The sequence below is a fragment of the Calditrichota bacterium genome (assembly GCA_013112635.1).
Classification (GTDB): domain Bacteria; phylum Calditrichota; class Calditrichia; order Calditrichales; family J004; genus JABFGF01.
Genome location: JABFGF010000008.1, coordinates 106,622 through 130,994 on the forward strand (window position 1 = coordinate 106,622; position 24,373 = coordinate 130,994).

The window sequence follows — 24,373 nt, forward strand, 5'->3', positions numbered from 1 at the left end:
TTTAAATGGTGATATATTATGGCCGAAAAAATATTAATTGTTGATGATAATCCAAGTGTATTAAAGCTTTTAAATATAAGCTTAACAAAAGCCGGGTATGAAATTGTAGAAGCAGAAAACGGTGAAGAAGCTTTTGTTGCAGCAAATGAAAACCTTCCAGATCTGATTATTTCTGATATTATGATGCCACAAATGGATGGCCTGGAGCTTTGCTGGATGATCAGGGAAAACTCCAAAGTGCCAATGGTTCCTTTTATTTTTCTTACATCATTTGATGATCCTGAAACAGAAGTAAAGGGTTTCCGCGCAGGTGCAGATAAATATTTGAATAAACCAATCGAGAGAAAAGACTTACTTGAAAAAGTTCAGGAACTACTCGACAGGAAGAAAAAGGTTAATGACGTAGCAAAGACAGAACTTGATAATAAGGGATTTGCGGGTGATTTAAGTGACCTCTCAATTGTTGAACTTGTTCAAATGCTAAACCTAAATAAAAAATCCGGTGTTTTACATATTAAAGCCGATGTGGATGGTGAAATCTATTTAAAGGATGGCCAACTACACGCTGCAAGTTGCAAGGGTTTAGATGGTGAAGAGGCTGTTTATAAGCTTGTAGAGCAACTTAAAGGTAAATTTAATTTTGAATTAAGTGACGTTTCAATTGAACGCAATATTAATAATTCCACAATGAATGTTATTATGGAAGCATGTCGGATAATGGATGAAAGCCGGCTCGATGGCCAGGGTTAAGCAATAAGACTTTTATTCTCAATTAGGAGTATCCTCAGAAAACCGAAATGCAACAAGTACCTAACTAACTCAATTTGCATAGTCAATTACTCTAATCATCTTAAAAATTAAACTAAATGTATAAAATTTTAATATGTGATCCGCTTTCGGACACAGCAGTTGAAATATTGGGCGAAGCGCCTGATTTACAATACACCGAAGCATTCGGATGTTCTGAAAATGATTTGATAAAAATTATTCCGGATTACAATGCTGTAATTATTAGAAGTGCAACAACCATTACCAAAAAAATTATTGATAATGCTGATAATTTAAAAGTGATTGGCCGCGCAGGTTCCGGACTGGATAATGTTGATACAGACTATGCTGCAAAAAAAGGGATTAAAATCCTAAATACACCGGGTACAAATGCACCAGCTGTTGCAGAATTAGCTATCGGCCTTCTGTTTGGTTTGGCCCGATCAATACCCGCTGCGGACCAGAGTATGAAAGCCGGTAAATGGGCAAAAAAAGATTTCCCAGGTGTTGAGTTAAGCGGCAAGACACTTGGTTTAATTGGTTGCGGAACAATTGGTAAGCTTGTAGCTAAAAAAGCATATAACCTGGGAATGGATATTTTAATACACAACCGTTCGGATGTAGCAATTGACTCAATCAAATTTAAACAGGTACCACAGAATAAATTGTACGCAAGTAGCGATTTTATTTCAATCCATCTGCCTAAATCGCCCGAAACAAATAGTTTTATAGGTGCCGCTCAGTTCAACTTAATGAAAGATAATGTGCGAATTGTTAATGTGGCACGCGGTGGAATTGTTAATGAAAAGGATTTGCTCGCGGCTCTAAATTCAAATAAAGTTGCAGGAGCAGCAATTGATGTCTATGAAAATGAACCAAATTTTAATAGAGAACTTGCATCGCATCAGAGTGTGATAGCTACTCCTCATATTGGTGCATCTTCTTATGAATCCCAGCAAAGGGTTGGTGTTAGGATTATTGACCAGGTGTTGGAATTTTTACGATCGAAATATATATTCTTTTAAACCAAATTATTCTCGATTTGGGACAAATATTAAATCAGGAGTTTTAAAATGTTAAGCAAAGAGTTTAAATTGAAAATTGGTCTGGCGGAAATGCTTAAGGGTGGCGTTATAATGGATGTAACAAACCCAACACAGGCCAAAATTGCTGAAGATGCAGGAGCTGTTGCCGTAATGGCCCTGGAACGTATTCCTGCAGATATAAGGGCTGATGGAGGGGTTGCCCGAATGTCAAGCCCAAAAATGATACGGGATATCCAGGCCGTAGTTTCCATTCCTGTGATGGCTAAATGTCGTATCGGCCACTTTGCTGAAGCACAGGTTTTACAATCTTTGGGAATTGACTTCATCGATGAAAGTGAAGTTTTGACACCTGCCGATGATGTGAACCATGTTTGGAAACATAGTTTTAAAGTGCCGTTTGTTTGTGGTTGCAGAAATCTTGGAGAAGCGTTACGACGCATTTCAGAAGGAGCAGCAATGATCCGAACAAAAGGCGAAGCCGGATCCGGAAATATTGTTGAGGCTGTTCGTCATATGCGTACAGTAATGTCTGAAATGAAAAAAGTTCAATCATTGGATGAGCATGAAGTAGTTACATTTGCAAAAAATATTGGAGCTCCGGTTGAATTGGTGCTATCTGTCCGCGAAACAGGAAAATTACCTGTTCCTAATTTTTCAGCAGGAGGAATAGCAACACCTGCTGATGCTTCTTTGATGATGCAGCTTGGTGCAGAAACCGTTTTTGTAGGTAGTGGAATATTTAAGTCTTCTGATCCGGAGAACAGGGCAAAAGCTATTGTAAGTGCTACAACACATTTTGATGATGCTGATGCGGTTTGCAAAGCAAGTGAAGCATTGGGCGAAGCTATGCCAGGCTTGGAAATAAGTTCAATCCCTGAAGATGAATTATTACAAAAACGGGGATGGTAATTGGCCGTAATTGGAGTTTTAGCACTACAAGGTGATTTTGAAAAACATGCGATAATTGTTCAAAAACTGGGATTCGAAGCCAGATTGGTAAAAGATGCAAAATCACTAAAACAGTGTGAGCGCTTGATTATACCCGGTGGTGAATCAACAACTTTTCTGAAGTTAATTGACCGCTTGAATTTGAGAGACGAGCTTAAAACATTTGGAAAAACCAAGCCAGTATTTGGAACCTGTGCCGGTTTGATAATTTTGGCCGATAAGGTTGAAAACGATAGTTTTGACACTCTGGGATTAATTGATATTTCAGTTTCAAGAAATGCATATGGCCGACAAATTGATTCATTTTGTGATACAGTTAAATTAGGCTTTGACAAAGACAATACATTTGAAGCATTTTTTATACGCGCGCCAAAAATACTTGAATGCCATGGTTCTGTAAAACCCCTTGCATACCATAATGATGACATTGTAATGGCGGCTAATGGCAATATTTTAGTCGCTTCTTTTCATCCAGAATTGACAGACGATTTACGAATACACGATTTTTTCCTCAATCATTTCTCTTAAATTCCGAAAAACCTCAATAGTTTTGATTTGTAACGGATCTCTAACACCTAAAATATTACATTATTGTTTTGGAAAATAAACCGATAGTAGTTTTATCTACAACGCCGGATTTAAAGTGTGCAAAAGAAATTGCGCATTTATTAGTTCAAAAGAAGAAAGCGGCATGTTGTAATATTATCCCAAATATAATATCTGTTTATGAATGGGATTCAAAAATAAATGAGGATAACGAATATTTACTTATAATAAAAAGTACTTCCGGAAAATATAAGGATCTTGAGCAATTAATTATTTCTAATCATCCTTACGATTTACCGGAAATTATTAGTGTAGATATCGAAAAAGGTTATCCTGCTTATATGAATTGGATTATTGAAAGTACAAGGTAAGAAAATGACATTGAATATTTCTGAGATTCGTAATGATAATAGATCGGGGTCATTTACCCTGACAATGAACACTTTAAAACTGTTTAAGAAATATCTGAATGAGAAGAAAAAATCTAATACTGATGCTGAAACAGTTTTTGAAGAAATGCAAATTGCTGCAAAAAACCTTATTAAGCATCAATCTAATATGGTCTTACTGAGAAAGGCTAATAACTCTCTTATTTCTTATTTTAAAAGGTTGTTAAAATCTGATAAAAATCCTGCAGAGCTATTTTCAGCCCTTGTAGAAAAAATTGAACTACTCGAAGAGGAATATCAAAACAATATTGATGTAATTGCCTCTAGCGGAGCAAAGCTGATCACTAATTTTAATAAAATACTTACTTATAGTAATAGCACTGTTGCAACTGATATTTTGAAAAAAGCAGATTCGCAAAAAAGAAAGTTTGAAGTATTTTGCCTGAAAAGCGATCCTCCCGGCGAGGGTGTTGAACTCGCAAAAAATTTAAATGAATTGGGAATTAAAACGACAATTGTTACAGATTCCCAGGCTGGTGTAATTATGAATGATATGAACCTGGTAATTATAGGGGCTGATCGATTATATGAAAAGGGATTTGTAAACAAATCTGGCACATTGGCCGTATGCCTTTTAGCAAAACATTTTAATATTCCAGTTTACTTAGCAGTTGAGACTACAAAAATTCTAAAAGAAACAGAAAGATCCATAAAAGATATTGAGCGGGACACAAAAGAAGTGTATACTGGGGATGAAAGCATTTCCGTAGTAAACAGTTATTATGAAAAGATTCCATTAACACTCGTTCATAAAGTAATTAGTGAGCAAGGTGTGTTTGAAACACCGGAATTTTCAAGTTGGTATTTGGGGGATTAGATGGTAAACGGCACATTCTTTACTAAACTAAAATCAAAAAAAGCGTTGGAGTTACCCGCTGAAATAATTAATGGGTTGTCCCTGGAAGAAGGGGATAAAATTGAAGTTCATATAAAAAAAATTAAGACCAGAAGAATGGATATTAAAATTAGCCGAAATCCATTAAGCAAAATTTTAGATTTGTAAATGTAAATTGAGATTCATTTTCTACTATGAAAAAAAACAGTATAGTGTTTATTGACAAAACGGCCTGGATTGCATTATTAGATAAGACTAATCCTAATTATGAAGCGGCACGTGTCTATTTCGAAAACCTTCTTGCCCAAAATGCACGGTTGGTTACTAATAATTATTGTGTCGATGAAACAGTTTCATTTTTGCGTTCGACCTTAGGAAATGATCTGGCAACAAAATTTATGTTGATTATCGATGAAAGTGTTCTATCAATTAATCTTCGCGTTGATTGGATTTCAAGAAGGATTAGACGAAACGCACTTAATAATTTTTTGAAGAGTTCAAACTCAGAACTAAGCCTAAACCACTTTTTTATTTACGAATCTATAAAAAGGAAAAGAGTGGATTTTATTTTTTCGTATGATACCAATCTGAAAAACTTCGATTTTCCTGTAATGCCACAAAACATTTAGCTGCCGCAATGAAAAAGTTATTGATTATTGGTACGAACGATATTGCTACAGCCTGTGCAACCCGCCTTTATAGAGCTGGATTTTCTATTTGTATTATTAGCCGGGATATTTCTTTTGACTTAAATAGTTTTAGAAATTTCAGTGTCACTTTAAAGAATGGATCTAAAACAATTGAAAATATAAAAGCAATTTCTTTTGCTGATTTTATATTTCATAACACCGAATCTGCAAATCTGTCAATTAATCACTTTGTTGATTTTGTTTTACAAGACAGACAAATTCCTGTTTTGAGTAAGGACGATTCAAAATCTATCAATTTAAGTAAATTCGAATTCTGTATTAATTGTGATGATGACTTATTTAATAACCTCGAAGTTAGTATAAATTTACCTGTAATTTCCTGTACAAAAACTGAAATCATTCAGGCTGATTATAAAGTAATAAGCCAGGGTGAACATTTAGGGCGAGTTAAATATCCCTTCCTTGATTTTCCTGAGGTAGAAAATGAAATAGAAGACACTTTATTTATAAAAAGTCTGGAAGAAGGAATTTTTATCGCCGAGAAAGCTGCTGGTGAAAAAGTAATAAAGGATGAAAAGATAGCAACCGTTGGAAACATTGAAGTTTATTCCGGTTTCACTGGATATATAACGGGAGTAATAAGCAGTGGTTTAATAGTGTCAAAGGATTTGAAAATATTCAGTTTATCGCACAATAAGCCTAAAGGGGATATTTTGCAACTCCCGGCAGAAACCTTTGCAATTGCCGGAGGTGTTTTGGAAGCGGTACTATTTCATAATAATCTTAATGAAAAATAAGTTAAAAAAACTTAAACTAATTGTTGACAGGTTTATAAAAGAATCTTAAATTAAAAGCTCTATTTTTAAATGGAGAGTCAGTAGCTCAGTTGGTAGAGCAGTGGCCTTTTAAGCCATTGGTCCGGGGTTCGAGTCCCCGCTGACTCACAGACTTTAAGCCTTGTAAATATTATATTTACAAGGCTTTTTTTATATATTTCAGAAGTTTAATCAGGGTTGCTTAAACTCTCAAATACACTTGGTTTATTTGGATTGTATTTCACTTGAAATTCAAAGCTTTATTATAACATTTGATTTCTTAAATTTTATAACATATAATAAATGCGTTAAACCTACTTATTCTCCCGGATTTTGATTTTTTCTATACTCAGACTATTTCTCATTTTATTGCTTCTATTGGTCAAAATGTAACATATCTGTTAAAATATGTAACATATCTGTTAGACAAATTGCTTTGATTTTGTAACCATATAGAAAAACGAACTTGAAAAAAGACAGATTATATTTTTATACTTTTTTTATTTGCAAAATATGGGGTTTTTGATGAGTTCATTCGGTTCTGAAACTTCTTTTCAATCTTTAATCACGCTTTGCCAGGATCCATCGCTAAAGGGATATCAAGGCGCATGGCGTGAATTTTTAAGACGCTATAAACAAAGAATCTATCAAATTGTTTTTTACCGTTGCGACTCCTGGCAATCACCAAGAGTAAAAACACAGCTCAAAGATATTGTGAATGATATAGTTTCGCTGGTTTTTAAGGATTTGCCGAAAAGCATTAAAAACTATAGGGAAGTTTCGAAAGAAAAAATCTTTTTGCTCTGGCTTACAACTATATGCAATAGAGCCGTCAGCTTTTATTTTAAAGATCGCTACATCGATATTATCTCTAATTACCAAATTGATGATTACCCTGAAATTGTTGGAGATTTGCCGCTTGATAACCGCTGGGAATTATTTGAATTGATTACTGATGTTCTGACACGAGATAGTTCCCATAAAAGGAATGTACAACGGGATTTGGTGATTTTTCTTTTATATACCATTGGGAATTTTAAGGAGGAAGAGATAAAGAAACACCATTGTTTTAAAGAAATTGGTCCACGAGTAGTTGAAGTAACTGTAAGCAGAAAAAGAAAAATTTTAAAAGAAAACTTAAATTGATTGAGAGTTTTTAGGTTGTTTTGCACACTATATTAGTACGCAGGGGGCAGCAAAACATGTATTTTAATGAAGTCAATCTTGGCGAGGCTTTAGCAATTCTTGATGGAATTCAGGCAAAGCGCATTAATGTTTCTGATGACCACTTTTCCCAATCCGTACAAGCACATTTAAATAAACTGCAGATAAGGGCTTCATCAGTTACAAAAACATTTTCCTCGGAAACATTGTACGAAATTAACTCCCTTGATTCTTCCAAAGAAACCCAACTGGAAGATTGTTTTATTTACCTGTTTATAACAAGCAAAGATACTTTGTACTGCGAATCATTTTATAAAGCTGTCTCCTCTTCTTTTACAATATTTGAAAAATTCTGCACTGTATATAAAGACTTTTTAAATACTCAGGCGCAACTTGAAAATCTTAAACAAAAACAGAGAGAATCAATTTGAGAATATCAACTGACCAAATACAAAAATATATACACGGCACGCTGGATAGCAACGAGGCATCAGACCTTGAACGACTATTTAACAGCGATGATTCCTACAAGTTGTTGGCAAAGATTTTAAAATCTTGTAAAAAACAATTCCCGCTATATAAAGAAAATGGTTTTAGTAACATATCCTTTGACCAGATTGATAATATAATCCTGCAATGTTTAACGGATAAGATTTCCTCGGATAATTGTAACCTTCTGCTCAGTGCCTTAAATAGTGAGTATGATTTTTTAGAGAAACTCATAACCAGGATTAAGTGCAATGTGATGACAGCGGCTGAGAGTGAGAATGTGGCCCTTGAAGGAATCGAGATGTTTGCCGATGACACATTATTAGAACAAATGGATATAAAACCAAAACCAGCGCAGCTCCTAATAGAAGGGCTGGAGAGTAAGGAACCAAGCCGTAAAAGTTTTATCCAAAAAATAGAAGGTTTTGTTAATTCATTGGTTATACCTAAACCGGCTTATTATCTGGTGCCGATTGTTTTGATCGGTATAACAGTCTTTGTTGGACAACCAGTATATTCTAATTGGCAAAGTGATAAATTAACCAGACAAAGCTTAGCGCTTCTCGTTGAGAATTTTGAAATAGCTGATGGCACACCACGACCTACAGGTGGTTTCGACTATCAAGTTTGGGGAATGGTTAGAGGTGGTAAAGAAGGGACAAAGCTTGATATAGAAAAACTGCTCAAAGAAGCCATTGATTTAAACAAAGAAAATGTTAGTGCTCATTTATATTTGGGAACTTGGTTCTCATTTCAAAAACAATATGATAAAGCAAAAAAACAATATGAGATTGCCCTACACCTTTCACCTGAAAATGCTGAACTTTTTAACGAGCTTGGACAACTGGAATTCATTAAAGGCAATTTAAAAGAAGCAGAGGCTTATTTTTTAAATACCCTGGAAATGGATCAACAAAACCTCGAAGCACGATATAACCTTGGCTTGGTTTATTCAATAATGGGAATGCAAACCCAGGCAAAAATTGAATGGCAGAAATATTTAAAAACAGATAGTCTCAGTATTTGGAAAGATGTTGTTCAGGATTTATTGAGTGAAAAATAAATTTAAACAATGGGGGCAAGATGAATCTATATAAAAAACATAGGTACTATTTTTTTAAAACCAATTTTTTGGCATACACATGTGCAATATTTCTCCCAATTTTTTTTATAACTATTTACCCAGAAACAATGGGCTGGGTTGAACTTATAGTTATTGTATTCATTGGTTTTATAATAGGTTTCTTATTTGCTTTCTTATATAATTTTATTACACGCTATTTCGGTGTTAAAAAACATAATAATACCGGAATACTTCATCGGGCACGTCCAAAACCAATACAAAATGGTGAGTATAGTCCACAATTAACCAGCGCGGATTTAGCAGTAATTGAAAGTATTGAGTTTATTAATATTAGTACAATCCAAGATATACAAAACTTAGGTAATACATCAGATTTCAATATTTTCTTTGTAGCGAACCCATATATAAACCTTGTCGAAGTTAATGCTGAAAACGAAATTGAGAACATCCAAAGAATAAAAGATGATATAATTGGAGAATATAAAAACCACTTCTATGATACTGTTGAAAGTTGTATTAAAAGTTTCGCAATAAATAACCTCATGGGTAAATCAGAAATATTTCCCAGATTAAATTTTTATACTATTTATACTGAAAGTGCGGAAGATACAGATGAAAATGCATTATGTCAGAATACAGATATTGAATATCTTCAAGATGTGATTTCACCACGTTTGGATGATCGAAGGTTTGTAGAGGAGTTTGTTCGACAAGCACAGGAGGTTGCGAATAACGGAAATAATAATAACGATACTAATACAAATCTTGGAATTGTCCCAGATTTAGTTTTTTTAATTTCCGCTTCAAAGGAGCAAATACGTGCCTCAGCTATATTCAGCATTGATGGTGGTGAAAGTACTGATGAAGTTGAGTTCAAATATAAACTACCAAATTCAAACCCAGGGTTTTCTCAAAAATTTTACCATTGCAAATATTGCAAACACCCAGGTGTAGCAGCTTTATCAATTTGGGACGATAGACCAAAAACAGTCCTTCATGAATTTGCACACGCAATATCGAGTGAGAATAACGGTGCCATCGTTGATGAGTATATAGATAGTGACTCAACAGATGACAACACTTATTTCCCATTACTAATAAACAGAAGGCGAAGGCAGGAACAAGGCGATGCCATTCCAAATATTTTTTCATATTATAATATAGATGATCAAGATGTTACAACCTACTTTTCTGACCGGTATCGTGATTTGGGAAGCGAGAGCGTATCCATAACACCAGAAAAACCAGATATTAAAACCTCTTGTATAATGGACATTGCTTTGTATGATTATCATTTTGGAGAACTGATTTTCGATTTTTTATATGATAGGATGCTAATAAAATTGAATAGAAGGGAGAATAACAATGACACCTCTACATCCTGAGCTTCGTGATCTGTTGGTAAAAAAGTTAAAGGTTTCAAATGATACCCTCTTAAAATATGAAAAGATACAAACCAGGTTGTTTTACCTGCATTATAGTACCCGTGAGCAACTTATTAATCCTCAAGGGGCACCAACTCTTTTAAAGAAAGAAGGGATAAAACTTAGAGAAGAAGCTGACATCCTTTTAGATGAAAAGAAACGTGGAAAATATAAAAAAATTGTTAAGAAATGGGTTGAAAGTCAATAATGGCTTTTTTGATTGACTAATAATTTAAAAAACAAAATATTTTTTAGTATATGACCAAGACCTTGAATATAAATAAAACACATGATTTTCTTTATATGGTTTTTCTTTTATTATTTTTAACGAATTGTAAAAGCGAAAGAATAGAACCATCAGAAATATTATATAGTGGATTTCAAGTTGATAAAATTGTATCACCATACCAAGACTCCCTATTAATTAAATACTCCAAGGTTGGTTTTTTGCCTACTAATAAATTCAATCTTTTTGTTGCTATCGAAAAATCTATAATTAAGAATCTTTTTAAAAAATATGGCCAAAATGATAGCGTTAAAAAGACTTTTAAATACGAGAAATATCTTTCTGAAAAATTTTTAAATCACTTTGAAGATTCCCTGCTACATAAAGAAGTGATTTTTTGTTCAAATCTTAATAATGCTGCTTTGGAGAAAAAAATTAAAGTAGAACTTTACTATCATGAAGGTAGTAAAAATATTGTGGATAGTAGGAAAAAAGCTCTTGAGTATTTTAAGGAGGCGATAGTACTGGCAAATGAAATTGGTGATGTAAAAAGAAAAATAGACTGCTACTCTAAATTGCCATACATATATTTATATGAAGATCAGCGTGAATTGTCTATTAAAACAGCATTAAAGTTAATAAAAGAAGCACATAGGTTTAAGTATTATTATAGGGAGGCTTGGGCCCGGTATTCATTGGTTTCAACTTACTTTGAGTTAGGAGAATATAAAAAAGCATCAACTCACTTAGATTCTGGGCTAACAGCTGCACTAAGTGTTGGCGATCCTAATTTAATTAGTTCAATTTATGAAAGGATTGGCCTAACAGCTAACAGAATGGGCAATCTAAATAAAGCATACAATGCTTACGCGACTTGTTTAGGTTACTTAAAAGACCGTACCGATGTTTACGTTTTAGAAGATTCATTACGTCTATTAATTGGTTTGAGCAATGTGCTTAAAAACTTAGGTCAATATAGTGATGCAAAAAAAGTTTTGATTGCCGGATTATCAAAATCTAAACTGATTAGTGATTCTTTGTTCAGATCTACTTTTTATATGAATTTGGGTGAACTTTATGCACGAATAGATGAATTAGATGTCTCACTCAAGATGTTAAAAAAGGCATATAAAATCCGTAAAAAGATTGATAATCAATACCGGATTGCTGAAATGGAATATAAAATAGGAACTACATTTTATTTTAAATCACTTACAGATAGTGCTTTATACTATTTTAACAAAGCACAATACACCCTTTCGGGTGTTAAGGAATTTGCTCAAGTGTTCAAACGATTAGAAGCAGATATTTTTTTTGATAAAGGAAATTATTATTTCACAAAGAATAATTATAATGAAGCAAAGTATTTTTATTCCAAATCAAAAAAGCTAGCTCAGAGCATAAGTTATTCAGAAGTTGATATACTAGCAGGTATATTTCTAGGAAAAGTTTCAATAGAAAAAAAACAATATAATTCAGCAAGAATATTATTATCAGATGCTTTACAAGAAGCCAAAGAAAACAAAGACCCCTATTTGTTGGCAATTGCATATTTCAATTTAGGACTTTATTACAAAAAAACTGAAACCCCGGTAAAAGCGGAGGAATTATTATTAACAGCAATAAACCTGAGTGAGCAAACCCGTGCAATTCAAAATGATTTTCTAATAAAAATTAATTACTATGCAACAGTCCAAAATATTTTTAATGAATTAATCAATCTATATATACAATCAGGTCAAAAGGAAAAAGCATTTTATTATTCAGAACTATCTCGTGCACGTTTACTTTTAGATATTAAACCAGAAATAGACATAGGCTTTGATAATTTAAAAAATATTGGCTCTAAATTAGACAATAAGTCTGTTATTATTGAGTACAAAATTACTAATCAAAATTTGATAACATTCGTTGTTTCGAATAAATCTATTCATTTTGTTAAACAGGATATACCAAGAAATATACTTAATAAGAAAATTATTGAATTCTTAGGAGCGATTGGCTCGAAGAACTATTCTCTTTTTAAAAAAAAGTTAAAGGATAAAAAAACAGCAAAAAATATTTATAAACTGTCTTTGGAAGCGGGTAAAGATTTATATTCAGTATTGATTCAACCTATAGAAAATTTACTAATTGGAAAAGGATCCTTGCATTTTAGCCCAGATGGGATTTTACATAATTTGCCTTTCGCTTCTCTTCTAAAAAATGATTCCACATTTTTAATACAGAACTATACAATTGATTATCTTCCAAGCGTTTTTCTTCGAACAAATATTCAAATTGATAATCCGGAAAATAATAGCTTTTTGGGGATTGCAAATACTTCAGGGGATTTGCCATATTCTGAATTTGAAGTTCAATCAATTAGCAAAATTTTTAAAAATAATTACTTAATGTTAGGTTCAAGACAAAAAGAAAATTTAGTGCATAAGCAATTTCAAAATGGATATAAAATTATTCATGTTGCAACCCATGCACTAATCAATGAACAACAGCCACTACTGTCATATATTCCAATTGCCCCGGCAACGTCCAAGAAAACAATTTCAACATTTGAATATGAAAATCTTATTGAAGACAATAAGCTAATGGCATTTGAGATAATGAAATTTGATATGAATTCTACCCATCTTGTTTGCCTTGCAACATGTAAAGGTGCTAGCGGAAAGTTTTATTCGGGTGAAGGTGTTCTCGGAATTACCCATGCATTTATGATTGCGGGAGCACAATCCGTATTAACAACATTGTGGAATGTTGATGACAAGTTTACGTCAGAATTGCTTATACTTTTCTATAATAATTGGATAACCAATAAACTTTCGAAAGCAGAAGCCCTAAGGTTGGCGCAGCTTCAAATAATCGAAAATAGCAGGGACAGTAAGATTATTAAATACCCGTTTATTCATAGTTGGGCAGCATTAAAAATTATAAACATTTAGTTTCACTAACTTAGGAGATCAGAAGATGCGCATTATTAATTCACCGGGTGACGCTCATTCAAAACCACCTCCCAATACAGATATGTATACAAGATATAGTCCATATCTGCGCATTTTGGCATTTGGGGTTGCACTAGGTGTTTCCTCTGTTGTCCTTTTTTTATTATTGCAATTACCCTTGTTTGATTTTGAATCTGAAACTTCAATAGTTCAAACTTGTTGTGGCGAAATTTCAATTGGTAATTTTCAATTGTCTAGTTTAAATGTTGGTTTAGTTTTAATTAAAGGCTTCTTTGCCGGAATCGCGATATCCTTTATATATAATAGCTTTTTATATTTTGGGGATAATACATTTTAGCAATTGAGAATAAATAATATTTTCAGAAATTAGCCTGGAAAATTTAATGTTGTTTAAAAGAAAACACACAAATTTTGCCTCAGGCTAAAACTATTGGCTGGACTAAGCATAAATTGCTGGCCTACTCCAGCCCTTATTTCTATTTTTCCGAACAGATAAATAGAACTCGTTTATTCCGCCCTATCTTTTGTCAGCTAAAAATGGCACAACGCACCCATCGATTGACACAGCCATTACATGCCCAAAATTCTATCAAAAAAGTTACAGTACTTACTTAATTTTGCCGTATGATATCCCTAGTTGATTATCTTCAATGATTATATCTCTTTTATTGCATACACCTTTCAAGCATTGTTTACGCTTACCTATTTATTTGTTTAAAATAATATCCCAGAAAAAACTCTTTTCTTAAAGTTTTTTGAGAGAGTTCTTATTCACACCTCCACACTAACAATAAAGGCCCGGGCCAAAAGGTCGTAACCCTGGTTTCAGAAAAGCAACCTTCAGGTATGTACACAGCAAATTGGGATGCATCGGCTTTTGCGAGCGGACATTATTTTTACAGCTTAACAGCGGATTTAAAGGGTAAAAAATTTCTCCAAACCCAAAAGGATGATATTATTGAAGTAATACCTAAGAACTGCTGTCTTTAAAGTGTTTATTGTTCTGCCACCGGTGTTAGGCACTGCAGGGGACTTTTCTCAAAATAAGCGCTGCGACCCTCTTTATACCATTACATCCATAGCATAAATGGTCTGCTTTAATAAATTATTTGTTCTCTTTGAGAGAATTTCCCTTTTACTCCCCACTATAACTTTAGAGTCACATTTTTTTCAACAAACTTACTATTTACAGGAGGGGAGAATGAACACACAATTTAATGCTGGTCAGGAGATTTTGGACCAAAGTTTACAGCTGCTGCAAACCGGTAAAACGGATCAGGGATTGAATCGCTTAAACTTTAGTATCTGGAAATTGAAGAACAATATGTCTGATGATCAGTGGCAAGAGTTTTGTAAAGAAAAATGCCATCGTCATGAAGTTTTAAAAGTACTTCATCGCTCAGATATTTCGAAGAGGGCTTTTGAAAAGCCAAGGGGTTATGCAGGCGACGCCGTTCTTATGGATAATCTTTATGGTTATAACCATCAAAAAGATTCTACTGTTTTTAATTGGGAATATAATATGAGCGGTGGAATGAGCGTCCGTGAAAGACGATCTTTTATGGCGCGCTATATTGATGATTTGGCCGAGAACAGCAGGTCGCTGAATATTTTGTCAGTAGCATGCGGCCACTTAAGGGAGTTTTTAAGTATAAAACCACACAATAAAATGAAAATTGAAAACTTCTATGCATTGGATGGTGACCTGGAAAGTTTGAAAAATATTGACATGGAATGTGAGGGCTCCGAATCTATCAAATTGATTCATGCAAATGTGATTGACCTGCTTAGAAAAAAAATAGCTTTTGGAGAGTTAGATTTAATTTACTCGTTGGGATTGTTGGATTACCTGAATGATTTTCTTGCCAGAAAACTAATACAATTCTGTTTTACACTTTTAAAAAGCAAAGGCAAAATGGTAATTGCAAATTTTGCCCCAAATTTGGTAGATCAGGCTTACCTGGAAGCTTTTATGGACTGGCATCTTATCTATCGTGATGAACAGGATATGGAGCAGCTTCTTTCCAAATTACCACCAGAAAACTTTAAGGTAAGATCGTTTCGCGATAACTATAAAAATATTGTCTATTTGGAAATAACCAAAGTGAAATAGTAAATATGTAACATATCTGTTAAAGAATGTAACATTAGTGGTAGAAAATGCACATTTTGATTACGATACTTTAGACCAGGACTTTGCACGGAAATGAACTTAAGGATAAGTACTATGAAAACTTGGCCTGAACTACGGTTTCCCGTTGACTACACAAAAGCAGTCTGGAAACCTGAGAGTTGGCCGGCTGAAAATGAAGCTTCCGAAATGCCTGCTTTTATCTCTCACTATATAAATCAGCTGGCCGGCCACTGCTCATCTATGAGCCTATTATCTGTTTCATCCGGAGAATTAAAAGAGATTGCATCTATTCACCCTTGTACAATAAAGAAAATTGAAAACTATTATGCAGTGGATGGCAATCCTAAAAACCTGCGCAATATCAATCTTGATTTTCCAGGGGCTGAAATAATAAAAATTGTTCATGCATCCATTTGCAGCCTGGTACATATCAATATGGGCCTCCCTCAAATGGATTTGATTTACTCAATCAAAAATATCAATTATATAAATACGCCTATTGCAAAATATTTTATAAAAGTTTGTTTTGATCTATTAAAAGTTTCAGGAAAAATCATCATAGCCAATTTTGTTCCGTCCTTTTTACAACAAGATTATATGAGCGTTTTTGCAGATTGGAAACCCTGCTTTCGCGTAGGACAAAGTTTGGATCAGCTTCTTGGCCACCTGGGTTCTGATAAATATTCAATGAATTCATTTTGGGATGCAGCAGGAAACAGATTCTATTTAGAGATAACAAAAACCAACTAAACATGTAAACCTAACTCAGGAGGTGTGTTATGCGTTTGTTTACTGTGATCTTTTTATTGATTTTTCCAATTATGCTTGCTTCTCAAACTAATTTCAGGAAATATCCTGGTAATCCAATTATCATTAATGGTGTGATAAATTCATTTGAGTCAAATGGTGTAGTAGGTCCGTATGTTATTAAGGAAGAAGGAATTTATAAAATGTGGTTTCATGGATGGGATGGTTCTAAAGCAAGAATTGGCTATGCTACATCACTTGATGGGATTAATTGGGAGAAAGATGATGCAAATCCTGTGCTTAACACAATTGACTCCAGCAGTTGGGCAAATAAATATATTTCTGGGGCTAAAGTGTTAAACATGAAAGGAATCTATAAAATGTGGTTCACAGGTGGGGGCGGGCAGGGCCCACGAACCGGATATGCAACATCGGAAGATGGAACAAGCTGGGAACTTGGTAATAATGCCAACCCTGTACTTGAACCTGGGGAAGAAGGTACTTTTGATGATTCTGGTATTTGGTGTGGGTCTGTTATTTTCCAGGATAGTGTTTATAGAATGTGGTATGGTGGAGATGCAGAACCAGATTTTCTTGAAGGTAATATCGGTCTTGCAACCTCTATCGATGGAATAAAATGGGTAAAACATGGAGATCCGGTTTTAGTGCATGATGATAGTGGCTTAGAAAAAGACGGCATAAGCCTACCATATGTTTTGTTTGACAGTGAGGTGTACCATATGTGGTATACACAAGGTTTAACTCCAGCAAGTATCGGATATGCAACTTCATCTGATGGTATTACCTGGCAAAAATATGATAATAACCCGGTTGTTAAACCTGATCAAGGTAGTTGGGATAACACTGTTGTCCAGTGGCCTATGGTCCTTATAGAAAATGGTGTTTATAAAATGTGGTATGATGGATTGGGATTTAATAACAAAATTGGTTACGCAGAAGACTTTACAAATGTACTTAATGCTGAGGGAGCAAATATTGGATCTTCTTTATTTCATCCTGTTCAGGAAAAAATTGTTGTGAAAGCAAAAGTAAACAATCCTGAGGGACATGAAGAACAAGTTGCGGCTTACTTTGAGGATAGTAACGGAAATATTCTTGATATTTTGCTGATGAATGATAATGGTTTTTCTGGTGATGGGGTGGCTGGAGATTCTATTTGGAGTACAGAATATATTCCATTAAAAGAAGACAATTACAATGTTTATATAGAAACCTTTGATATTGAACGGGATTATAAAAATAATGGTAAGGTATGGGGATTGAATAAATGGTTTAGTACAAAAGGGCCATTACATGTTGTTCAGTATGATACGTTTGCCACAGCAGGAGAGGGAATAGAGTTGGACATTTTCCTGGAAAACAAAGGTAAAATGGCCTTGTTTAAAAACATTAAAACAAACCTTAAACAAATTGATAGTTGTATAGAAATCTCAAGTTTTGCACCAAGGCGTATTGATAGTTTAGCAGGTGGGGAAATAAGCGCCCATAATTCTTCGTTCCATGTAAGGGTTGCTGACAATTGTTCACCCCAGGTCGCTAGTTTCCAGATTGATGTTTCTGCAGATGGGTTATTGTCTATAACAAATACATTTACTGTGGATATTGTTGTAGGCCTTGAAGACGAAAAATACATTGCACCCAAGAAATTTTCTTTGCTCCAAAATTACCCAAACCCATTCAATCCTAAAACAATTATTAATTATGAATTACAAATTAAGAGTGATGTAAAACTTATTGTTTACGATATCGCAGGGCGTGAAATTAAAACGATAGTTAACCAACGTCAAAACGCAGGTGCACATTCAGTAACATTTGATGCATCTGATTTGCCAAGTGGTGTTTACATATACAAAATTATTGCAGGAAAATTTGAACAGAGTAAAAAAATGATCCTGGTCAAATAAAAGCCTTTCATTTTAAAAAGGTTTATCCTTACCAGTGGCTAATAATTAAGCCTTTTTGTTCTTGTTCCGGCCAGCCCTTCCCAGGCCAAACCGTGAAATGTCTCCTTCCCCTCAAGACATTTCGCGGTTTTTTTTTTCTTTGCTTTTAGTTCGTGTCATGTTATTTTTATTACGCTTTATCAATTATTTTCCCCAATTTTGTTTTATTTTTAAGAAATCATTGTTTAGGCCTGGCCATACCTGGAGTCAAAAATGAATGATTTTCATGTAAATTTAAGAAAAAAGAATTTTTTACCGTTTGTCGGCGCATCGATATTTTCCGTAATAGTAAATCCGCTTTGGGGCATTTTTGATTATTTTCTTGAACCTGGGTTATGGTTTTTATTTTTAAAATTCCGTTTGGGTACGGCACTGCTACATATCATTTCTCTGATAGTTATTTCCCGCCCAAAATTCCGTCACTTTTCAATTGAAGGGATTTGGTTGCTTGCTGTATCGATAGAGCTTGAAATTGCATTGATGTTTCCTTTTCTGGAAACAAATATCTATCCTTATACCCTGGGTTTTACACTACCTTTTTTGATAATCACAATTATAACTGCTATTCCATTTCTTTATTCTTTATCGGCTATGGCTATTTCTGTGCTGGCGTTTATTGTTGGATTTTATGTAAGGCCATATCCAATTTCATTTGAGGAAACACTTTTTCTTTCATTTTTTGTATCTACATCTTTTGGTGTTGGGCTGCTTTCATCATTTTTAAATTACCGTATAGTAAAAAATGAATATTACATGCATAAAAAACTTGATCAGCTTAAGTCCAATTTCTTTGCTAATATCACACATGAATTTCGTACACCGCTGACCCTTATTTTAGGGCCGGTTCAAAACTTGTTGGAAAAATACCCAAACTCTGAAGATAACCAGGATTACAATCTGATAAAAAAGAATGCTTTACGATTGCAAAACCTGATAAACCAATTGCTTGACCTATCACGAATGGAATCAGGAAAACTGACACTTCATGCATCACGACAAAATATAGTGGGGTTGAGCAAATCTATCTTATCGACATTTGAATCACATGCTGTTACGCGAAATATTGAGCTTACATTTAAAAGCAGTTTTCAAAGGCAGGAGCTCTATATTGATTTTGATAAATATGAAAAAATATTAACAAATCTTTTATTCAATGCTTTTAAATTTTCGGAGGATGGATCTGAAATAATTCTCTCTATATCTAAAAATGAAAAACATGTTAGTATTGAAATTGAAGACCGGGGAATTGGTATTGCCCCAGACCAGCTAACACATGTTTTTGAACGGTTTTACCAGGTTGAAGCCGGTAGTACCCGCAGTTATGAAGGCTCGGGGATTGGCCTTGCATTGGTTAAGGAATTGGTTGACCTGCATTATGGCCAAATTTCTGTAAAAAGTGTGCCCGGTATTGGGACAACATTTACACTTAAATTTTTACTTGGCACTGGCCATTTATCAAAAAGTGAGTTAATTGATAACCCGGAAACAAAAAGCACTTTTGTCAATGCTATCTTTACCGATTCTGAGGATGTTGAATCTTTGAGTGAACACAATGGTGAGCTGCCTTGTGTGTTGGTCGTAGAAGATAACCTTGATATGCAAAAATATATAAACAGTTTTTTATCCAACGATTACCATATTCTTTTTGCAAATGATGGCCTTGAGGGTTTTCAAACTGCAAAGGATAAAATACCGGATTTGATAATCTGTGATGTTATGATGCCGGTGATGAATGGTTTTGAATTATGCCGCAATTTAAAGACTGATTTTAAAACGAGCCATATTCCATTAATAATGCTTACGGCCAAAGCGGACATTCAGGATAAATTAAAAGGCCTGGAAAGCGGTGCTGATGAATACCTTTACAAACCGTTTAGTGGAAAAGAATTAACTGTTCGTACCAGGAACCTTCTTGAGCAGCGTAGAAAACTGCAACAGAAATTTGCCACAAATATTTTTATAAGTCCAAGTAAGTTGGATATTGGCCATACTGATAAAACATTTTTAGATGAAGTATTAAACACTATTCAAAAAAATATAGACAATCCTGATTTTCATGTTGATGATTTGGCAGATAAGATGTCTTTAAGCCGGGTTCATCTACACCGTAAATTGAAAGCCCTTGTAGATAAATCCACCACAGAGTTTATACGCTCCTACCGCCTGCAACATGCTGCAAAACTACTTTCCGAAAAAAACTACAATGTGGGTGAAATTGCTTTTCGGGTTGGGTTTAACAACCTCAGCTATTTTAGTGACAGTTTTAAAAAGCAGTATGGTGTTTTACCATCTGATTATGTGAAATAGGCCTAATATGTAACATATCTGTTAAAGAATGAAACATATGTGTTAGACATTGCAAAAAATCATTCTGATATTCTTTTTGATCGCTCTTGTTTTTTAGACCCTGTTTGTCAAACCCGCTTTGGAGGAGAAAATGAAGAAAGTATTGTTTTTACTAATAGGTTTTTTTTTACAAAACTCAATTGCACAGATCGATACTGTTTGGACAAAAACACATTCTTTTAAATCTGGAACAAATGGCTACAGTGTAAAAGCTACAAAAGATGGTGGCTTTCTTGTTATTGGCGACATAGAAATTAGTAATGACTCAAATAAAATACTTTTGCTTAAAACAAACGAAAGAGGCGATTCATTGTGGTCAAAAGTTTATGGAAATGAAAACTCACAGTTTTGGCATTTTCCAGAGTTAAAATTTGATTTAATTGAAAACCAAGATAGATCAATAGTTTTTACAGGAGCGCAATATAGTGAACAAAATATAAAACCTTATTTAGTTAAGTTAGATTCTTTGGGGAATTTAATTTGGGATAAAACTTACACAATGAAAGGTTATGCTAATTCGATTACAAAAATAACAGATACAGACTATTTGTTTAGCGGTTCATACTTTAATTATGATGAAAGCGAAGTTGGTTTCATTTGTAGGATAAATGAAAACGGTGATACACTTTGGACAAGAAAATTTGATTTCTCAATATCTGACATTCTGGTTTCAGTAAATGATAGTATTTTAGCTGTTGGATTAACCAAAATTCTAAAACTAAACAAATCTGGTAAGATTATTTGGATCCAAGATTATTCTGAATTAATGGAGAGTAGTAATGAAAGACGCGGTTTTAATTCAATTGTAGAGACTTCTAACTACGAATTTATAACTACAGGAATTGATTTTCAATTTGGTGTTCATTCTGGTTTTATTTTTAAAATTACTGGTAAAGGCGATTCTTTAAATTTTCAGAATGGATTTGCAGGAGGACATGATATAGTCTGGTCAGATGATAATTCAATTTTTATTGGTAATCATTTTGGCTTAGAGTCTGGTCCAAATGGAGAAATTTATTCTGTACAAAATGATACTACTTTCTCGTTTTTTCTTGGGACTTTTGTTTTGCTAAGATCAATAAATAAAATAACTGAAACCGAATTTGTTATTACAGGTTCTCACGAAGCTGAGAAGAATAGTTTATTCATAAGCAAAGTTATTCATAACCCAGTAACAAAAACGAACTTAATAAAACCAAATTTAGTAAAGTCATTTAATTTATTCCAAAACTACCCCAACCCATTTAACCCAACTACAACCATTAGCTATCAGCTAAAAACCAAAAGCAATGTCCAGCTCACCATTTACGACATATCCGGTCGGGAAGTAAAAACGTTAGTTAACAAACGCCAAACCGCCGGACAGCATTCTGTAGATTTTGATGCCTCAGGTTTATCATCAGGGATTTATTTTTACAGATTATCCACTTCTTCTGGTTTTGTACAAAACCGCAAGATGGTTGTGTTGAAATAATTTTGTTGACAAATCAGTATTGGAGGACAAATGAAAATTTTTTCTAACTATTTATACATTCTATTAACAATTTATGCAACATCGGTTTTCGCACAAAATAGTATAAATGATTTGGCGGAAGAAGCTGATTATATTTGGGCAGCCTCTGATAGCGGGCTCCTTAAAATAAACAAAACAACTAATTCTGTTTTTACTTTTAACCCAACAAATTCCGGTTTACCAAGCAAGTATGTCAGCATTATAAAGGTAGACAAGGCTGGTAATAAGTGGATGGTAATTCGGGATGAGTATGAAGGCGATTGGCTTGGTTTGACAAAATTTGATGGTGATGAATGGACTAATTTTAATATTCATAATTCTGCCTTACCCACAAATCGGATATCAGATATTGAAATAGATGATTCTTTAAATGTTTGGATAAGTTTTAATTACAGTGAAAGTGCAGACATAGGTAAATTTGATGGCTTAGATTGGACATTTTATAAAAGTGAATCTGCAATAGTAATTTCTTCTCTTGCAATAGATGATTCATTGCATATTTGGGCTTCTATTAAATCTGGAGGAATAGCAAAATTTGATGGTATGACCTGGACCATATATAATACAGGCAATTCAAACATCCCATTCAACAGTATTAGTTTAATTGAAATAGATACATTAGGAAATAAATGGTTAATTGCAAGTTCATTTTATGGTTGGGCACATCCTGGATGGTGGGAGTTTAAAGGAATAATTAAGTTTAATGACTCATCATGGACGCTTTATGATACTACTGGTATTAGAAGCCGTACAGTAGATTCTAATGTTCAAGCACTTTCTTTTGATAAATTTGGCAACAAATGGTTTTCAACCTCAATAGATGGGTTGACTAAATTTGATGGGACTAAGTGGATAAAGATAGATACTTCTAATTCAGCTATTCCTTCAAACTTAACTAAACCGACAATAATAGATAGTGATAACAATTTATGGGTTGGGTTTCATTTCAATAATAATATCGGTTATAACGGTGTTAGTTTAGCTAAATATGATGGTGAGAGTTGGGAAAGCATTTCAACTATCACTTCACTTAAGGAAAATCAGAAGAAACAGGGTGTTAGAAATTTAGAGCTTAATCAAAATTACCCCAACCCATTTAACCCAACTACAACTATCAGTTACCAGCTAAAAACTAAAAGCAATGTCCATATCGCCATCTACGATATTTCCGGAAAGGAAATAAAAACGTTAGTTAACCAACGCCAAAAAGCCGGGCAGCACTCTGTTGATTTTGATGCATCCGGTTTATCATCGGGGATTTATATTTACAAGCTATCCACATCATCAGGTTTTGTGCAAAGCCGCAAGATGGTAATATTGAAGTAATTTTATTGATAAAAAAGTAATGAAGGACAATTTTTTTAAGAACTTATTTAGTTTCCTTCATGATTTTGGATTGACCAGAATGAACAATTAAAGATGCAGATGATTTTTATAGGCAATAATAATGTGGCTAAAAAAAGGTGTAAGGTTACTTGAGGAAGAACAAGGCATCGGTGCTCCTGTAGAATATAACCAATATTATCTATTTGCGATTCGTATTACCCTTAATCGGGGTGAAATTGTTCAGCATCCAGATAAGTGTTTGGGGCACCAGTTAGATGATTACTTCAAAATTGAAAAGGATGGTTATTTTCAATTTAACGCCAGGTATCATCGCGAGAATTTTGTTGGTGGAATCTTTTATGCTATGCGTGGAATGAAAGTTGGAGGATTTCGGAAAGTAGTCATTGGGCCTCATCTTGCTTTTGGTGAGGTAGGAATTCCAGACATCATTCCCAAGAATGCAAAACTCAGGGTGGAAATTAAAGTGTTAGATTTGATGGCTGAACATTAGAGTTTATTTGCCTGTTAATATTTACTCAACTGCTTCAGCTTGCCCAAACTTAACGCTAAAACGTCTGGTAAGATTTGGCTGGTTTTGAATGCATCAGGTTTGGCAAACGGAATTTATATTTATAGCACCGAAACTGGTTTTTCGAGAATTGATGTTTTTATCGCCATAGATGGTTGGACAGCCTTATTTGGTACTGCCTTCAATGTAGAAGCGCACGAAGCTAAAAATAAGTATGAATTGCATAAAAGACCTAAAATATATGCAATTAAAATTGAAGGATTGAACACCCCACATCCTTGGCGCTCTGGAAAGTTTTTTCAATATATTTCTCCAAAAGACTTTTACAGGATACTTGAATAATCATTTCGTCAAATAGTGATGTTGAAGTAGCACTAAGAATCTAATAAAAGGAACCAATGGAAAACAAT

The 24,373-nt window shown here is 34.0% G+C and carries 24 protein-coding genes and 1 tRNA gene; all 25 read left to right on the forward strand.

Annotation, left to right across the window (positions count from 1 at the left end):
- The first annotated feature begins 18 nt into the window (after window positions 1-18).
- The 25 genes from HND50_18375 (at window position 19) to HND50_18495 (ending at window position 24,305) form a co-directional block, all read left to right on the forward strand.
- Window positions 19-750 (forward strand): response regulator, encoded by a 732-nt coding sequence (locus tag HND50_18375; GenBank protein ID NOG47215.1) that lies wholly within the window; start codon window positions 19-21, stop codon window positions 748-750.
- 116 nt (window positions 751-866) lie between these two features.
- Entirely contained in the window at window positions 867-1,793 is a 927-nt protein-coding gene (locus HND50_18380) for a hypothetical protein (GenBank protein ID NOG47216.1), read from the forward strand.
- Window positions 1,794-1,841: 48 nt separating this feature from the next.
- Window positions 1,842-2,723 carry a pyridoxal 5'-phosphate synthase lyase subunit PdxS gene (pdxS, locus tag HND50_18385; protein ID NOG47217.1) on the forward strand — a complete coding sequence of 294 codons (882 nt, stop codon included), beginning with the start codon at window positions 1,842-1,844 and terminating at the stop codon, window positions 2,721-2,723.
- The gene (gene pdxT / locus HND50_18390) at window positions 2,724-3,290 is read left to right on the forward strand and encodes a pyridoxal 5'-phosphate synthase glutaminase subunit PdxT (protein NOG47218.1); all 567 of its coding nucleotides are present in this window, start codon (window positions 2,724-2,726) and stop codon (window positions 3,288-3,290) included. It begins immediately after the preceding gene.
- Between the two features lie 59 nt (window positions 3,291-3,349).
- The gene (locus HND50_18395) at window positions 3,350-3,679 is read left to right on the forward strand and encodes a divalent-cation tolerance protein CutA (protein NOG47219.1); all 330 of its coding nucleotides are present in this window, start codon (window positions 3,350-3,352) and stop codon (window positions 3,677-3,679) included.
- A 4-nt stretch (window positions 3,680-3,683) separates the two neighbouring features.
- Entirely contained in the window at window positions 3,684-4,574 is an 891-nt protein-coding gene (locus HND50_18400; GenBank protein ID NOG47220.1) for a hypothetical protein, read from the forward strand.
- Window positions 4,575-4,760: a hypothetical protein gene (locus HND50_18405; protein NOG47221.1), complete on the forward strand. Its 186-nt coding sequence runs from the start codon at window positions 4,575-4,577 to the stop codon at window positions 4,758-4,760.
- A gap of 26 nt (window positions 4,761-4,786) precedes the next feature.
- Window positions 4,787-5,221 carry a type II toxin-antitoxin system VapC family toxin gene (locus HND50_18410; GenBank protein NOG47222.1) on the forward strand — a complete coding sequence of 145 codons (435 nt, stop codon included), beginning with the start codon at window positions 4,787-4,789 and terminating at the stop codon, window positions 5,219-5,221.
- An 8-nt stretch (window positions 5,222-5,229) separates the two neighbouring features.
- The gene (locus tag HND50_18415) at window positions 5,230-6,039 is read left to right on the forward strand and encodes a hypothetical protein (GenBank protein NOG47223.1); all 810 of its coding nucleotides are present in this window, start codon (window positions 5,230-5,232) and stop codon (window positions 6,037-6,039) included.
- Between the two features lie 74 nt (window positions 6,040-6,113).
- Window positions 6,114-6,186, forward strand: a tRNA-Lys gene (locus HND50_18420).
- Between the two features lie 396 nt (window positions 6,187-6,582).
- The gene (locus HND50_18425) at window positions 6,583-7,203 is read left to right on the forward strand and encodes a sigma-70 family RNA polymerase sigma factor (protein NOG47224.1); all 621 of its coding nucleotides are present in this window, start codon (window positions 6,583-6,585) and stop codon (window positions 7,201-7,203) included.
- A 56-nt stretch (window positions 7,204-7,259) separates the two neighbouring features.
- Window positions 7,260-7,652, forward strand: coding sequence for a hypothetical protein (locus tag HND50_18430; protein ID NOG47225.1), 393 nt, complete (start codon window positions 7,260-7,262; stop codon window positions 7,650-7,652).
- Window positions 7,649-8,773 carry a tetratricopeptide repeat protein gene (locus HND50_18435; protein ID NOG47226.1) on the forward strand — a complete coding sequence of 375 codons (1,125 nt, stop codon included), beginning with the start codon at window positions 7,649-7,651 and terminating at the stop codon, window positions 8,771-8,773. Before HND50_18430 ends, HND50_18435 begins: the two co-directional genes overlap by 4 nt.
- Window positions 8,774-8,901: 128 nt before the next feature.
- Window positions 8,902-10,179 (forward strand): hypothetical protein, encoded by a 1,278-nt coding sequence (locus HND50_18440; GenBank protein NOG47227.1) that lies wholly within the window; start codon window positions 8,902-8,904, stop codon window positions 10,177-10,179.
- The gene (locus tag HND50_18445; GenBank protein ID NOG47228.1) at window positions 10,160-10,426 is read left to right on the forward strand and encodes a hypothetical protein; all 267 of its coding nucleotides are present in this window, start codon (window positions 10,160-10,162) and stop codon (window positions 10,424-10,426) included. Before HND50_18440 ends, HND50_18445 begins: the two co-directional genes overlap by 20 nt.
- Before the next feature lie 62 nt (window positions 10,427-10,488).
- On the forward strand, window positions 10,489-13,383 hold the full coding sequence (locus HND50_18450; protein NOG47229.1) for a CHAT domain-containing protein: 2,895 nt from the start codon (window positions 10,489-10,491) through the stop codon (window positions 13,381-13,383).
- Window positions 13,384-13,408: 25 nt separating this feature from the next.
- Window positions 13,409-13,741 carry a hypothetical protein gene (locus tag HND50_18455; GenBank protein NOG47230.1) on the forward strand — a complete coding sequence of 111 codons (333 nt, stop codon included), beginning with the start codon at window positions 13,409-13,411 and terminating at the stop codon, window positions 13,739-13,741.
- 864 nt (window positions 13,742-14,605) lie between these two features.
- On the forward strand, window positions 14,606-15,517 hold the full coding sequence (locus tag HND50_18460) for a hypothetical protein (GenBank protein ID NOG47231.1): 912 nt from the start codon (window positions 14,606-14,608) through the stop codon (window positions 15,515-15,517).
- A 114-nt stretch (window positions 15,518-15,631) separates the two neighbouring features.
- Entirely contained in the window at window positions 15,632-16,288 is a 657-nt protein-coding gene (locus HND50_18465) for a hypothetical protein (protein NOG47232.1), read from the forward strand.
- 29 nt (window positions 16,289-16,317) lie between these two features.
- Window positions 16,318-18,210, forward strand: a complete 1,893-nt coding sequence (locus HND50_18470) for a T9SS type A sorting domain-containing protein (GenBank protein NOG47233.1) — start codon at window positions 16,318-16,320, stop codon at window positions 18,208-18,210.
- 252 nt (window positions 18,211-18,462) lie between these two features.
- On the forward strand, window positions 18,463-20,556 hold the full coding sequence (locus HND50_18475; protein NOG47234.1) for a response regulator: 2,094 nt from the start codon (window positions 18,463-18,465) through the stop codon (window positions 20,554-20,556).
- Window positions 20,557-20,686: 130 nt separating this feature from the next.
- The gene (locus HND50_18480; protein NOG47235.1) at window positions 20,687-22,069 is read left to right on the forward strand and encodes a T9SS type A sorting domain-containing protein; all 1,383 of its coding nucleotides are present in this window, start codon (window positions 20,687-20,689) and stop codon (window positions 22,067-22,069) included.
- A gap of 30 nt (window positions 22,070-22,099) precedes the next feature.
- On the forward strand, window positions 22,100-23,434 hold the full coding sequence (locus HND50_18485) for a T9SS type A sorting domain-containing protein (GenBank protein ID NOG47236.1): 1,335 nt from the start codon (window positions 22,100-22,102) through the stop codon (window positions 23,432-23,434).
- Between the two features lie 121 nt (window positions 23,435-23,555).
- A complete protein-coding gene (locus HND50_18490; protein ID NOG47237.1) occupies window positions 23,556-23,945 on the forward strand; it encodes a hypothetical protein in 390 nt (129 codons plus the stop codon).
- Between the two features lie 39 nt (window positions 23,946-23,984).
- On the forward strand, window positions 23,985-24,305 hold the full coding sequence (locus tag HND50_18495; GenBank protein ID NOG47238.1) for a hypothetical protein: 321 nt from the start codon (window positions 23,985-23,987) through the stop codon (window positions 24,303-24,305).
- Window positions 24,306-24,373: the final 68 nt, after the last annotated feature.